This is a genomic window from Brachybacterium rhamnosum (assembly GCF_039526185.1).
GTDB classification, from domain to species: Bacteria; Actinomycetota; Actinomycetes; order Actinomycetales; family Dermabacteraceae; genus Brachybacterium; species Brachybacterium rhamnosum.
This window is the reverse complement of sequence record NZ_BAAAIS010000003.1, coordinates 528,754-542,772: the sequence shown is the minus strand read 5'-3', so window position 1 is coordinate 542,772 and position 14,019 is coordinate 528,754. Positions and strand designations below refer to the sequence as shown.

Sequence of the window (14,019 nt, the reverse complement as noted above, 5' to 3'; positions counted from 1 at the left end):
ATGGCCACGTTCGTCGACCGCGTCCAGCTCCACGTCATCGCCGGCGCCGGCGGGAACGGCGCCGCCTCGATCCGCCGCGAGAAGTTCAAGCCCCTCGCCGGGCCCGACGGCGCCGACGGCGGCCGCGGCGGCGACGTGATCCTCGAGGTGGACCCGTCCACCACGACCCTGCTCGCCTACCACCACAAGCCCCACCGCAAGGCCACCTCGGGCGGTTTCGGCAAGGGCGACATGCGCGCCGGCGCGCGCGGTGAGGACCTGATCCTCCCCGTGCCCGACGGCACCGTCGTCGCGACCGCCGACGGCCAGGTGCTCGCGGACCTCGTGGGCGTCGGCACCCGCTTCGTCGCGGCCCAGGGCGGCCAGGGCGGCCTCGGCAACGCGGCCCTCTCCTCCCGCCAGCGCAAGGCCCCGGGCTTCGCGCTGCTCGGCGAGCCGGGGGAGGAGCGCGACCTGGTCCTCGAGCTCAAGACCGTCGCCGACGTCGCGCTCGTGGGCTACCCGAGCGCCGGCAAGAGCTCGCTCATCGCCGCGATGAGCTCCGCCCGGCCCAAGATCGCCGACTACCCCTTCACCACGCTCGTGCCGAACCTCGGCGTCGTCGAGGCCGGCGAGCACCGGTACACGATCGCCGACGTCCCCGGCCTGATCCCCGGCGCGAGCCAGGGAAAGGGACTGGGACTGGAGTTCCTGCGCCACATCGAGCGTTGCCACGTCATCGTGCACGTGCTGGACACGGCCGCCCTCGAGTCGGACCGCGACCCGGTCTCCGACCTCGAGACCATCGAGAACGAGCTCGCGACCTACGCCGCGGGGCTCGACGAAGGCGCCGGCGACCGCGTGCCGCTCATGGAGCGCCCCACCGTCATCGTCCTGAACAAGACGGACGTGCCCGACGGCGCCGACATGGCGGACCTCGTCCGTGAGCGCCTGGGCGATCGCGGCGTGCCGATCCTCGACATCTCCGCCGTGTCCCACAAGGGCCTGCGCGAGCTGTCCTTCGTCCTCGCGGGCCTCGTCGAGGAGGCGCGGGCCTCGCTGCCCGAGCCCGAGGAGGCACCCATCGTGCTCACGCCGCGTGCGCGCGGCGGCCGCGAGTTCGAGGTGGTCAAGGAGCAGTTCGAGGGCGACAACGCCTTCCGCGTCGTGGGTGACAAGCCCGAGCGCTGGGTCAAGCAGACCGACTTCGCGAACGACGAGGCCGTGGGCTATCTCGCGGACCGCCTCGCGAAGGTGGGCGTGGAGGAGGCGCTGTACAAGGCGGGGGCCGTCGCGGGCTCGACCGTGATCATCGGTCCTGGACAGGACGCCGTGGTCTTCGACTGGGAGCCCACAATGGTGGGCGGCGCCGAGCTCCTGCTCGGCGCGCGCGGCGCGGATCGCCGCCTCGAGGACCACCACCGCCCCACGCGTGAGCAGAAGCGTGAGGAGCAGCGGGAGCGCACGGCGTCCCGGATGCAGCGGATCGAGGCGATGGAGAAGGAGCGACGCGCCGGCCACTGGGCCGATCCGACGATCAGCGACGAGGAGAACTGAGTATGGTCACCGTCCCCGCCGAACCGCATCAGCCGGCGAGGCTGCTCGCACGCACCGACATCCCCGGACCGCGGCGGGCGGTGGTCAAGATCGGCTCCTCGAGCCTCACCCGCGCCGACGGCCACCTCGACGAGACCGGTCTGCGGCTCATCGCGGACCAGGTCGCCGAGCTCCTGCACGGCGGCTGGGACGTCGTGCTGGTCTCCTCCGGTGCGATCGCCGCGGCGCTGGGCCCGCTGGGCCTGGACGAGCGCCCGAGCGACGTCCCCACCCAGCAGGCGTGCGCGGCCGTGGGCCAGTCGCTGCTGGCCACGGCCTGGGCCGCCGCCTTCGGCGCCCACGGCCGGATCTCCGGTCAGCTGCTGCTGACCGAGGCGGACGTCATCCGCCCGGACACCTACCGCAACGTGCGCTCCGCCCTCGAGGCGATGCTCGCCGTGGGCGTCATCCCCGTGATCAACGAGAACGACACGACGGCCACCCACGAGATCCGCTTCGGCGACAACGACCGCCTCGCCGCGCTCGTGGCGCAGCTCCTGGGCGCGGATCTCCTCGTCCTGCTGACGGACGTCGACGGCCTGTACACGAAGAACCCGGCGGAGCCCGACGCCGAGCGGATCAGCGTGGTCGACGACTTCGCGGCGCTCGTGGACGTGAAGGTCGGCTCGGTCGGCTCGAAGGTCGGCACGGGCGGCATGGTCACCAAGCTCGACGCCGCCCACCACGCCTCCACGACCGGCACCGCCACGATCCTCACCCGTGCTGACCGCTTCGGCGCCGCCGTGCACGGCGAGGACGTCGGCACGTTCTTCCCCGCGCAGACGGGCCGTCGCCGCTCCCGGCTCGTGTGGCTGCGCTACGCGACGCGCGGCGCGGGCACGCTGCGCCTGGACGAGGGCGCCGCGGCGGCGATCCGCTCCCGCCGCCGCTCCCTGCTGGCCGTCGGCATCACGGAGGTGACCGGGGCGTTCTCCGCCGGGGTCCCCGTGGACATCGCCGATCCCGACGGCACCGTCATCGCCCGCGGCCTCGTCGCCTACTCGAGCGAGGACCTCCGCGCCATGGCGGGTCTCACCACCGCGGAGCTCCGCGAGCGGATCGGCGACCACTACGGCCGCTCGGTCGTGCACCGCGACGCGATGGTGATGCTGGGCTGAGCCCCACGGGGTCCGCGCCCGCCGGGCGGGGTCCCCCGCCCGGCGGCACCGGCGCTCAGCGCGGGTAGCTCGACTGCGCCCCGCGGGCGGTGACGGACCTCCCCGCGAAGGCGGTCGCCCGCTCGGCGGCCCGCACGAGTCCCTCACCCGCGGCGAGGTGGGCGGCGAGCGCGCCGATGAACGCGTCCCCGGCCCCCGTCGTGTCGACGACCTCGACCTGCGCCGCCGGGATCACCGCGGGCTCGTCGACCTCCGTCCTGTCGCCCGCATCGAGGGCGGGGCCCGCGACGATGGCTCCGCGGGCGCCGAGGGTCAGCACGACGGACCGCACTCCCGCGTCCCGCAGGGCGGCGACGAGCTCCTGCGGATCCCGGTCCCCGCCCGCGTCCGTGGTCGCGCCCGTGCCTGCACCCTGGAGCTGCTCGAGCACCGCCGCCGCCTCGTGCTCGTTGACGACGAGCGGGTCCGCGGCACGCATCACCGCGGGGTCCAGGGTGAGCACCGGGGCGGGGTTGAGGACCACACGACCTCCCGCCGCGCGGGCCGCCCGCGCCGCCGCCTCGATGCCCTCGCGCGGGATCTCGCCCTGCAGCACGAGCACCGCGGTCCGGGCGAGGAGGTCGGCGTACCGGTCCACGGCGGCGGCGTCCACGGCTGCGTTCGCGCCGGGGACCACGAGGATGGCGTTCTCGCCGTCCGCCGCGACCGTGACGACGGCGAGGCCCGTCGGCCCGGGGACGACCGCCACGGCGGAGAGGTCCACGCTGTCCTCGCGCAGGAGCCCGAGGGCGACCTCGGCGTCGGGGTCGTCCCCGACGGCGCCCACCATGTGCACCGCGGCGCCGGCGCGCGAGGCGGCGAGGGCCTGGTTCGCCCCCTTGCCGCCGGGGGAGCGGCCACCGCCGCCCGCGATCAGCGTCTCGCCGGGGGAGGGGTGGCGGTCCACGGTGAGGGCGAGGTCCACGTTCAGGGAGCCCACCACGACGACGATCTCATCACTCATGCACTCCATCGTGCCTCGCCGCGCCCCGCGTACGCTGGAGCGCATGACTGTCACCCGGAGGCACACCGACGTCGAGACCGCCGTCCTGGCGGCCGCCCGCGCCGCGAAGGAGGCCCAGCCCGCCCTCGCCCGGCTGCACCGCTCCCAGAAGGACGCGCTACTGCTGGCCATGGCGGACGCCCTCGTCGAGCGCAGCACGGAGATCGTGGAGGCGAACGCCCACGACCTCGCCGCCGCGGACGCCTCCGGCATGGAGGCGGGCCTGCGGGACCGCCTCGCGCTGAGCGAGGAGCGCGTCGCCGCGATCGCCCAGCAGCTGCGCGACGCCGCCGCCCTCCCGGACCCGGTGGGCGAGGTGGTGCGCGGCGGGCTGCTCGACAACGGCCTCGAGCTGCGCCAGGTGCGCGTGCCCATGGGCGTGATCGGCATGGTCTACGAGGCCCGGCCCAACGTCACGGTCGACGCCGCCGGCCTCTCCCTCAAGGCGGGCAGCGCCGTCGTGCTGCGCGGCGGCTCCGCCGCCCTGCACTCCAACACCGCGCTCATCGCCGTCCTCCGCTCCGTGCTCGCCGCGCAGGGCCTGCCCGAGGACCTCGTCATCGGCATCGACGAGCACGGTCGGGACGGCGTGGACGTGCTCATGCGCGCCCGTGGCCTCGTGGACCTGCTCATCCCGCGCGGCGGCGCCGGCCTCATCCGGCGCGTCGTGGAGAACTCCCTGGTGCCCGTCATCGAGACCGGCACCGGCAACACGCACGTCTTCGTCGACGCGAGCGCGGACCTCGAGCAGGCCGCCGCGATCGTCCACAACGCGAAGACCCAGCGCGTCGGGGTCTGCAACTCCCTCGAGACGCTGCTCGTCCACGCCGACGTCGCCGAGCGGGCGCTGCCCGCGATCGCTGCGGGTCTCGTCGAGGCCGGGGTGCGGATCCACGCCGACGAGCAGGCGGGCGAGATCCTCGCCGCGGCCGGGGTGGCGAGCGAGCCGGCGACCGAGGAGGACTGGGACACGGAGTACCTGGCCCTCGAGATCGCCGTGCGCGTGGTCGAGGACCTCGACGCGGCGCTCGAGCACATCCGCGCCTGGTCCACCGGGCACACCGAGTCGATCCTCACCGCGGACCTCCGCTCCCAGCAGCGGTTCCTCACGGAGGTGGACTCCGCGGTCGTCATGGCGAACGCCTCGACCCGGTTCTCCGACGGCGGCGAGTTCGGCTTCGGCGCGGAGATCGGCATCTCGACCCAGAAGCTCCACGCGCGCGGGCCGATGGGCCTGACCGAGATCACCGCCACGAAATGGATCGTCGTGGGCCAGGGGCACGTGCGCCCCTGACCCCAGCTGCTGTGGGATGATGACGCGGTCACCCAGGAAAGGCGCTCCCAGTCATGATCGATCAGCTCATCATCCTCGCCGAGGCCGGCCACGAGGCCACCGAGGGCGTGCCGCCGCAGTACATCGGCATCGGGGCGTTCATCACGATGCTCATCCTGCTCGGCATCGCGAGCCTCGTCGGCGGCAGCCACCAGCGTGACGAGGACTCCGAGCACCACACCGATCACTGAGCCCCATGGAGCAGCAGCGGCGACGGATCGGCGTGATGGGCGGGACCTTCGACCCCATCCACCACGGTCACCTCGTCGCCGCGAGCGAGGTGCAGAGCGTCTTCGCCCTGGACGAGGTGGTGTTCGTGCCCACCGGCCGCCCATGGCAGAAGTCCGAGCGGGAGATCTCCGATCCGGAGCACCGCTACCTCATGACCGTCGTCGCGACGGCCGCGAACCCCGTCTTCACCGTCTCGCGTGTGGACGTCGACCGGCCCGGGGACACCTACACGATCGACACCCTCCGCGACCTCCACGCCCAGCACGACGACGCGGACCTCTTCTTCATCACCGGCGCTGACGCTCTCCAGAACATCCTGACCTGGAAGGACAACCAGGAGATCTTCGAGCTCGCGCACTTCGTCGGGGTCACCCGGCCGGGGCACGAGCTCGACACCTCCGGTCTCCCGGCCGACGGCGTCACCCTCATCGAGGTGCCGGCCATGGCGATCAGCTCGACGGACTGCCGCACCCGCGTCGCCGCAGGGGCCCCCGTCTGGTACCTGGTGCCCGACGGCGTCGTCCAATACATCAGCAAGTACGCCCTCTACACAGGAGGAGACGCTCATGAGTGAGTCCACCGCGGCTCCCCGGCACGGCCGTCGCGCCCGTCGGCTCAGCGAGGAGGAGGCCGCCGCCCTCGTCCCGCACCCCGTGGCGGAGGTCGGGAGCGACCAGCCCGCCGCGCCCGCGGTGCGCGGCGCGGTCGCGGCGCCCGGCGCGGACGCCCCGACGCCCGCGCTGCGCAGGTTCGGCAAGCGCGCGCGGATCATCGAGCTCACGGAGGAGCCGCCCGAGCAGGCGGGGCAGCCCTCCGCGCAGCCGTCGGCCGACGGCGCGCAGGATCCCGTCTCCTCGACAGGGACCCCTGCCGCCGCTGTCGAGGAGCCCGCCGCCCCGGCGGCGCCCCGACCGGGCAGCGCGGGCGGGGCCGGCACCGTGTCCACCGGGGCGGCGCTGACCTCGGGCACCACCGGTGCCGCGAGCGGCCCGGGAGGCACGGGAGCAGCGACGACCGATGGCGCCTCGTCCTCCGAGGCCGCGCCGTCCGGCACCGCCCCGTCCGATACCGCCCGGTCCGGCACGGCGTCGTCCGAGTCCACGCCGGCCGCCGACGGCGCAGCGCCCGCGACCGCCGGCGCCGCGGCGACGGCCTCTGACGCGCGGCCCACGGGCACGCCGGCCGCGACCGCCACGATCGAGCGGGACGCCGACGGCGTGGAGCTCGGCGAGCTCTCCGTCACGCAGGCCCCCGACCCCCGGCCCGCGCCGCGGTTCGACGGCCGCGTCCTCCACCGCCCCGAGCGCTCGGGCGGCCGCCCGCTGCTGTGGGTCGTGTGGGGGCTCATCGCCCTCGCGATCGTCGTGCTCGTCGTGCTGCTGATCACCGGTGTGCTCGGCGGCTCGGGCAGCGCCTCGGCGCTCGCCCCGGCCCTCGACGCCCACCTCGCCAGCCTCTCAAGCATTTCCGGCCCCGGCTCCCCGGCGGCCTCCCTCCCCTCGAGCATCCAGGAGCTCCCCGCGTGACCGCATCCGACGAAGCCCTCGACATCGCCCGCGTCGCCGCCCAGGCCGCGGCGGACAAGCTCGCCCAGGAGGTGATCGGGCTCGACGTCTCCGAGCAGATCGTCATCACCGACGTCTTCCTGGTCTGCTCCGGCGAGTCCGAGCGGCAGGTCTCCGCGATCGTGGGTGCCGTGGAGGAGGAGCTGCTCAAGCAGCGCCGCCGCAAGACCCTGCGCCGCGAGGGGGAGCGGGACTCGCGCTGGGTCCTCCTGGACTACGGCGACGTCGTCGTACACGTGCAGCACGCCGAGGACCGCGCCTTCTATGCGCTCGAGCGCCTGTGGCGCGACGCCCCCGTGCTGGATCTCGACATCGACGTGGACCGGGACGCCACCGCGTGAGCACCAGTCATGCCGGGGTGCACCATCCGGTGCACACCCGTCTCGTCCTGGTGCGCCACGGGCAGACGGACCACAACCGTGACGGCCGGCTCCAGGGCCAGGTCGACATCCCGCTGAACGCGACGGGCCGGAAGCAGGCCGCGCGCGCCGCCGCGAGCATCGCGCAGAACCCGCCGGACCTCATCGTCGCCTCCCCGCTGGATCGCGCCCACGAGACCGCCCGGATCATCGGTGCGGCCTGCGGGGTCGCGGTGACCACGGACGCCGCCTTCCTCGAGCGCAGCTTCGGCGCGTGGGAGGGTCTGCGCGGCGAGGAGATCCGTGGTCGCTGGCCGCAGGAGCACGCCGCGTGGCGCGCGCACCGACCGGTGCCGGGGCTCGACATCGAGGAACGGCACGTGGTGGGGGAGCGGGTCGCGGCCGCGGCGCGCTCGCTGATCGCGGAGAACACCGGCGGCACGGTCATGGTCGTCGCACACGGCGCCGCGATCACCCTCGGGATCACCGCCCTTCTGGGCGAGGATCCCGAGACCTTCCGCGGCCTCGGCGGGCTCGAGAACTGCCATCGCAGCGTGCTCGAGCCGCTCGTCTCGGACCCCTCGGGGCAGGCGATGAGGTTGCTGTCACACAACCTCCCTCCGGATTTCACGGGAGCCCCCTGACCATGTAATCTAGTGGAGTCGCCACGGAGCGGGGACGGAGAATCGCGAGATGATCCGGACCGTGAGGGCGGCACCCTACGGGGCTATGGCGCAGTTGGTAGCGCGCTTCCATGGCATGGAAGAGGTCGGGAGTTCGAATCTCCCTAGCTCCACTCGAGAAACTCTTGAGACAGTGACTCGTCCGAAGGACCCCACCGCGAGGTGGGGCCCTTCGTCGTGCTCCGGGCATGATCGGGCCCCGCCCCCGCTCCGGGTACCCGGTCCGCGGTGCGCGGGCCGGCTCCTCTCGGCACACAGCCTTCAGGGCGTATGTGAACGGGTGCAGCGTCTGCAAGGCGTCCCGTGAGTGCGGGGTGGTGGTCGGATCGCCGTGGCTGTCGATCGTGAGCCAGCGGTGTGGCGGCACCACGAGGCGGTACATCTTCCCCGCGTGCGCCTGGTCCTCGCCGGGGTCGCGCTGGACGTCGAGGGGTCGCGCGAGGGCTCAGCTCGCCTGCTCGAGCGTCGCGAGCACGTGCTCGCCGTACTCCGCGAGCTTCTTCGCACCCACCCCGCTCACCCCGCCGAGCTCCGCGACGGTCCCGGGCCGCTGCTGGATGATGCCCACGAGGGTCGCGTCGGAGAACACCATGTACGGCGCGATCTGCTTCTCCTTCGCCACGCCCGTGCGCCAGGCCCGGAGCGCCTCGAACACCTCGCGCTGCGCGGGCTCGAGCGACTCCGCCGCCCCGCCGCCGCGCCGTCGGCCGGCCCCGCCGCGCACCTTCGCCGGCGTGCGGTCCACCGCGAGCTCGACCGTCTCCTCGCCGCGCAGCACCGGCCCCGCCGCACGCCCTGGGACGAGCACGCCGTAGTCGCCCACCGCCTCGACGATCCCGCGGGCCAGCAGCTGGCGCAGGGCCGTGCGCCACTCGCGCTCGCTCAGCTCGGTGCCGATGCCCCATACGCTCAGCTCGTGGTGGCGGGACTGCCGGGAACGGTCCGACTCCTTGCCCAGCAGCACGTCGATCACCTGGCCGGAGCCGAAGCGCTGGTCACGCTCCCGGTCGAGCCGGATCAGCGCGGAGAGCAGCTTCTGCGCGGCCGTCGTCGCGTCCCAGGTCTTCGGTGGGGACAGGCAGGTGTCGCAGTTCCCGCAGGGCTCGCCCGCCTCCTGGCCGAAGTACCGCAGCAGCTGCACGCGCCGGCAGCCGACCGTCTCGCACAGCGCGAGCATCGCGTCGAGGTGCGCGCGGGCATTGCGCTTGAACTGCTCCCCGCCCTCGCTCTCGTCGATGAAGCGCCGCTGGTTCACGACGTCGGCGAGGCCGTAGGCCATCCAGGCGGTCGAGGGGAGCCCGTCACGGCCGGCGCGGCCCGTCTCCTGGTAGTAGCCCTCGATGGACTTGGGCAGGTCGAGGTGCGCCACGAAGCGGACGTCCGGCTTGTCGATGCCCATGCCGAAGGCGATCGTCGCGACGATGACGAGCCCCTCCTCGCGCAGGAACCGTTCCTGGTGGTCCTGCCGCATCCGGGCGTCGAGCCCCGCGTGGTACGGCAGTGCGGGGACGCCCTGGTCGGCGAGGAACTGCGCCGTCTGCTCCACACTGCGCCGCGAGAGGCAGTAGACGATGCCCGCGTCCCCCGCGTGCTCGGTGCGGATGAGCCGCAGCAGCTGCTCGCGGGCCCGGTCCTTGGGCCCGATCCGGTACTGGATGTTGGGGCGGTCGAAGCTCGCCACGAAGTGCCGCGCTCCCTGCAGCTGCAGACGCTCGGTGATCTCCCGGTGCGTCGCCTCCGTCGCGGTCGCCGTCAGCGCCACCCGCGGCACCCCGGGGAATGCCTCCGCGAGCATCGACAGGCCCAGGTAGTCGGGACGGAAGTCGTGCCCCCACTGGGACACGCAGTGCGCCTCGTCGATAGCGAACAGGGCCAGCTTCGCCCGCTGCAGCAGCTGCACGGTGCGGGGGAGCACGAGCCGCTCGGGCGCCATGTAGAGGAGGTCCAGCTCCCCGGCGATCAGCTGCTGCTCGACGGCCTGCGCCTCATGCGGATCGAGGGTCGAGTTGAGGTACGCGGCGCGGATGCCGACTGCGCCGAGCGCCGCGACCTGGTCCGCCATGAGCGCGATGAGCGGGGAGACGACGATCCCGGTGCCCTCCCGCAGCAGCGAGGGGATCTGGTAGCACAGCGACTTGCCGCCGCCGGTGGGCATGAGGACGACGGCGTCCCCGCCTCCGGCGATCTGGTCGATGATCTGCGCCTGCTCGCCGCGGAACGCGTCGTAGCCGAAGACGGTCGAGAGGATCTGCAGCGCGTCGCCGCCCGTCGGGGCGGGGGAGGGCGCAGTGCCGTCCAAGGGCGGAGAGCCGTCGAAAGGCGCAGCGCCGTCGGAAGGGGCAGGGGCGTCGGACGGCGAGGCGGGAGGCATGCCCTCCAGCCTAGGCGCTCGCGACGAGATGCTCGGTGTGGCGCAGGGCGAGGGCGAGCACGGTGAGCACCGGGTTAGCGCCGCCGTTGGTGACGTGCACGGAGGCGTCGGCCACGAGCACGTTCGGGTGCCCCCACAGCCGCCCGTGGGGATCGGTCGCGGAGGCCGACGGATCCGTCCCCATGCGCAGCGTCCCGGCCTGGTGCTGGCCGTTGCTCACGGCGATCGTCCCCATGAGCGGGGCGGCGGGCACCACGCGGCGGGCGCCGGCCTCCGCGAGCCACTCCGCGGCGCGCGCGGAGAGCAGGTCCCGGCCCCGCAGGTCCTCCGCGTGCAGGTGCCCCTCGAGGCGCACGAGGGAGCGCCCGAGCCGGTCGCGGCGTCGGTCCAGGCGCACGCGGGCGCTCGCGGTCGTCACCTCCTGGACCGGGCCGACGACCCTCCCCAGCCGCAGCATGGCCCGCTCGAGCTCCGGCGACCCGGCACGTGCCCCGGCGGGGACCAGTCCCGCCTCCCGCAGGTAGCGCTGGGTGGCCGCGGGGGTGGGGACGAACTCGTCGGCGAGGATGCCGCCGCCGATGATCCCGGCGTTGCCGTGGCGGAAGCGCTCGGTGGACACGTCCGGGCCCGGCCCGCGCAGGTCCACCACCGGATCCTCGAACAGGGCCGTCGCGCCGCCGTAGGCGTGGCCCTGCAGGTGCCGGCCCACCTCGTCGCCGCCGAGGCCGCTGTCCAGCACGAGCCGCGCGGACTCGATCGCGCCGGCGGAGAGCACCACCTGCTCGGTCAGGACCGTGCGACGGTCCTGCGCGCCGCCGGGACCGGTGAGGACGATCTCCACCCCCGTCGCGGGGCCGCCGGCGCCGGTGAGGATCCGGGTGGCGACGGCGCCCGGCAGGAGGTGCGCGCGGCCGGTGGCGAGCGCCGCCGGGAGGGTCGTCGTGTGGCTGCCCGCGCGGGCGCCGACCGGGCAGTCGAAGCCGACGCACTGCGAGCACCGCACGCACGCCGCCCGGCCGCGCCGCGCGACGGTGTTGATCAGCAGCGGCACCGGCCGGGTCGCGAGCCCCAGCCGCTCGCCCGCCGCGGCGAGGCGCCCGCCGAGCGGCGAGGGGTCCAGCGGCGGCATGGGCAGGTCCCCGCCGCCGCTCACGCCGAGCATGTCCTCGACCCGCGCATAGAACGGGGCGAGCTCCGCGGCGGTGAGCGGCCAGTCGGCGAGGGAGCTGCCGTCAGGCACGCCGTAGGTGCTCGCCATCGTGAAGTCCTCGGCGACGAAGCGCCAGGCCTGCGCCCCGTACATGCGGGTGCCGCCGCCCACGGTCATCGCGTTGTTGCCCCAGGCGGGGGAGCTGGGCGGGACCTCCCCGGTGGCCGTGAGGCGGGGCTCGGCGTCCGCTGCGGGACCGGAGCTGGGCGGCAGGCCCAGGGTGGCCCGCGGGGTCGTGAGGTGGTCCTCGAGGAGGCGGTCGCGCTGCGGCCAGGCGCCCCGTTCGAGCACGAGCACCGACCATCCGGCCTCGGCGAGGACCTGCGCCGCCACGCCGCCGCCTGCGCCCGAGCCGATGACGACCGCGTCGTAGCGCTCTTGGAGGGCGGCCGGGTCGAGGAAGGAGCTCGGGCCCAGCAGGGTGGGCAGGCGCTTCTCGGCGGGCGGGGGTGACCAGACCCCGACGTGCGGGGCGAGGTCCGGCCCCACCCTGCCGTGCTGCAGCCCGTGCTCGTACAGCACGTCCGTGACGATGGCCTCTGCGGTGCCCGGGGCGCCGGTGAGGACCTGCTGCTCCCAGCCGATGGGCGCCGTCGCATCCAGCGCCCGGATCCGCGCCGTGAGCTGTGCGGCGAGCCCCGGGGAGCTCAGCTGCGGATCGAGCGCCGCGGCGACGCGGGCGAGGAGCGGATCATCGGCGACCATGCGCCCACGCTAGCGGCGCGGAGGCTCCGGGGTGCGCGTGCGCAGCGCGTCGAGATAGCGGGCGGTGATCCGCCGCTGGAGCAGGCGGGTGACGGGGCTGCCGAGCCGTGACCACCACAGCGCCGGGGCGGAGACCGCGGTGATCCTCAGCTCCGGTTCGGCGCCGGGGGAGGCGATGACCGTGAAGCGCTCGAGGCCCTGCTCGGGATGGCCCGCGAGGGTCGCATACGTGAAGCTCGCGAGACCCGGCTCCTCACGGACCTCGACCACCTCGCAGGGGACGTCGATGCGCAGCGGCCCGAGCCGCAGCGTCATGATCAGGCGGGTGCCGACCTCGAGGCGCGCGGTCGTGGAGGCCACGTGGAGCCCGGCCCGCTCCTGGACCCGGCCGGTCAGCAACTCCTCGCCGAGGTCCGCGAGGGACCGGCCGGGCAGCGCGGCCCCGATCTCCATCCGCTCCATGCCCCGCGGAGGGTCGACGCCGACCGCAGCGGCGCCGCCCGTGCGCCGCGGGAGCGCCTCGAGGGCGCGGCGCCGCGGGTCGTCCGAGGTCAGCAGCTGCATGGGCTCACGGTAGCGGTGCGTGCGCCGGCTCGGACGAGCCCCTCCGCCCGGGGCATGGCACCGATCATTCGTGTGCCGCTGATCGCCACGCCGACTCGACGACCTTCAGGGCCTCCTCGGCGGAGACGCGAGGGCGGCACTGGTCACCGAGGGACGACATCCGGAGATCCTGGGTGACCTGCCGCGCGACGTCGGTGTCGGTGACGCGTGTGTGCGGTCCGTGGCGACGAACGCACTCCCGATGAGGGTGCGGAGACTGGCCGCGGGCGCGTCCGCATAGCGTCGGTGCCGAGTGCTGGTCGCGGTCGGCCACGAGGGATGTCCGACGGCGCACAGCAGCTGGAGCTGGATGCGGACGCCGCCGACGTCGAGAACGCTGTGGTCGGCACGTCGAAGCTCGGTCAGCGACGGGGTGAACGTCGTCCGTCCGATCGAGCGTCGCAGTCCACGCAGTATCGCCTCCTCGATCCGAGCCGCCGTCGACGCCCTGTCTGACGTGCAGATCAGACCGACGTCCTCGGAGAGCCGAAGATCGGTCAGATACGTGCGTGACAGTGCGGTGCCTCCGAAGAACACCACCCAGCTAATCGAGAGCTCGGCGGGTCTCCCGACGTACACGCGGGGCGTCGTCGACGATGGCCGCGAGCACCTCGGGATCGACGCTCGAGGACAGCTGGGCACTGCCCGGAGCGCCTCGTCCTCGGCTTCGCCCTGGCCGGGACGCTGGAGCAGATCGACGACGGTCTGCTCGGGTGTCGTGACGAAACCGGTCCCGAGCTCGGTGCTCTCGGGGGTGACGTCGAGGCGCTCCATCTCCCGACCGACGAAGTGCGCTGTTCCGGTGGCCAGCCGGACCGGTCGGATCCCCTGCAGCGGAACGGCGGCGGTCGTCGAGCCGAGGGCGCGCGGTATCGCACCGTGGAATCGCGCGGCCCCGATCCCCATGAGCGCGACGCGGCGATCACCATACCGGGGTGTCGCGAGGGCCGGTCCTGATGCTTCGAGACCGGGAGTCCGTGTCCTGCCGTCCCGGCCGTCCCGGCCGTCCCGGCCGTCCGGAGGAGCGGTGCAGACGCCATGGGCCAGGCGCACGAGCACGCCCTGCTGCGACAGCTCATCCAGCTGACGCCAGGTGTTGCCCCTCGCATCACGGATGCTCCGATGGCGCACCGTGCGCATCGGTGCGCGGGCGGTAGCCCTGATCAGCTCGAATCGGTCCCTGAACTCACCTCGCTTCATCGTGCACCGGTCTACGTTCGGCGT

The 14,019-nt window shown here is 73.9% G+C and carries 13 protein-coding genes and 1 tRNA gene; 9 read left to right on the top strand and 5 right to left on the bottom strand.

Annotated elements, in window-relative coordinates; all coding sequences use genetic code 11:
• Together obgE and proB are read left to right on the top strand one after the other, a co-directional pair.
• Window positions 1-1,536, top strand: coding sequence for a GTPase ObgE (obgE, locus tag ABD080_RS12585; protein ID WP_137770577.1), 1,536 nt, complete (start codon window positions 1-3; stop codon window positions 1,534-1,536).
• 2 nt (window positions 1,537-1,538) lie between these two features.
• The gene (proB, locus tag ABD080_RS12580; protein ID WP_343905332.1) at window positions 1,539-2,693 is read left to right on the top strand and encodes a glutamate 5-kinase; all 1,155 of its coding nucleotides are present in this window, start codon (window positions 1,539-1,541) and stop codon (window positions 2,691-2,693) included.
• Window positions 2,694-2,748: 55 nt separating this feature from the next.
• Here the strand turns inward: proB and ABD080_RS12575 are convergent, their stop codons facing one another.
• A complete protein-coding gene (locus ABD080_RS12575) occupies window positions 2,749-3,696 on the bottom strand; it encodes a ribokinase (protein ID WP_343905330.1) in 948 nt (315 codons plus the stop codon).
• A 43-nt stretch (window positions 3,697-3,739) separates the two neighbouring features.
• On the opposite strand from ABD080_RS12575, the gene ABD080_RS12570 reads away from it, so the two are divergent.
• From ABD080_RS12570 to ABD080_RS12540, 7 genes are all read left to right on the top strand, one after another.
• The gene (locus ABD080_RS12570; RefSeq protein WP_343905328.1) at window positions 3,740-5,029 is read left to right on the top strand and encodes a glutamate-5-semialdehyde dehydrogenase; all 1,290 of its coding nucleotides are present in this window, start codon (window positions 3,740-3,742) and stop codon (window positions 5,027-5,029) included.
• Window positions 5,030-5,082: 53 nt separating this feature from the next.
• The gene (locus ABD080_RS12565; protein WP_168198077.1) at window positions 5,083-5,259 is read left to right on the top strand and encodes a hypothetical protein; all 177 of its coding nucleotides are present in this window, start codon (window positions 5,083-5,085) and stop codon (window positions 5,257-5,259) included.
• 35 nt (window positions 5,260-5,294) lie between these two features.
• Window positions 5,295-5,873, top strand: a complete 579-nt coding sequence (nadD, locus tag ABD080_RS12560) for a nicotinate-nucleotide adenylyltransferase (protein WP_377827330.1) — start codon at window positions 5,295-5,297, stop codon at window positions 5,871-5,873.
• Entirely contained in the window at window positions 5,866-6,825 is a 960-nt protein-coding gene (locus tag ABD080_RS12555) for a hypothetical protein (protein WP_343905325.1), read from the top strand. The genes nadD and ABD080_RS12555 overlap by 8 nt, the downstream gene beginning before the upstream one ends.
• Complete coding sequence (gene rsfS / locus ABD080_RS12550; RefSeq protein ID WP_137770582.1) at window positions 6,822-7,205, top strand: ribosome silencing factor; 384 nt, start codon at window positions 6,822-6,824, stop codon at window positions 7,203-7,205. Before ABD080_RS12555 ends, rsfS begins: the two co-directional genes overlap by 4 nt.
• Window positions 7,202-7,867 (top strand): histidine phosphatase family protein, encoded by a 666-nt coding sequence (locus ABD080_RS12545; protein WP_343905323.1) that lies wholly within the window; start codon window positions 7,202-7,204, stop codon window positions 7,865-7,867. The genes rsfS and ABD080_RS12545 overlap by 4 nt, the downstream gene beginning before the upstream one ends.
• A gap of 79 nt (window positions 7,868-7,946) precedes the next feature.
• Window positions 7,947-8,019 (top strand) — tRNA-Ala (locus ABD080_RS12540).
• Window positions 8,020-8,351: 332 nt separating this feature from the next.
• Here the strand turns inward: ABD080_RS12540 and recQ are convergent.
• From recQ to ABD080_RS12520, 4 genes are all read right to left on the bottom strand, one after another.
• Window positions 8,352-10,277 carry a DNA helicase RecQ gene (recQ, locus tag ABD080_RS12535; RefSeq protein WP_377827308.1) on the bottom strand — a complete coding sequence of 642 codons (1,926 nt, stop codon included), beginning with the start codon at window positions 10,275-10,277 and terminating at the stop codon, window positions 8,352-8,354.
• 10 nt (window positions 10,278-10,287) lie between these two features.
• The gene (locus ABD080_RS12530) at window positions 10,288-12,192 is read right to left on the bottom strand and encodes a GMC oxidoreductase (protein WP_343905319.1); all 1,905 of its coding nucleotides are present in this window, start codon (window positions 12,190-12,192) and stop codon (window positions 10,288-10,290) included.
• 9 nt (window positions 12,193-12,201) lie between these two features.
• On the bottom strand, window positions 12,202-12,756 hold the full coding sequence (locus ABD080_RS12525; RefSeq protein ID WP_343905318.1) for a DUF1990 family protein: 555 nt from the start codon (window positions 12,754-12,756) through the stop codon (window positions 12,202-12,204).
• A gap of 105 nt (window positions 12,757-12,861) precedes the next feature.
• The gene (locus ABD080_RS12520) at window positions 12,862-13,995 is read right to left on the bottom strand and encodes a nucleotidyl transferase AbiEii/AbiGii toxin family protein (protein WP_343905317.1); all 1,134 of its coding nucleotides are present in this window, start codon (window positions 13,993-13,995) and stop codon (window positions 12,862-12,864) included.
• Window positions 13,996-14,019: the final 24 nt, after the last annotated feature.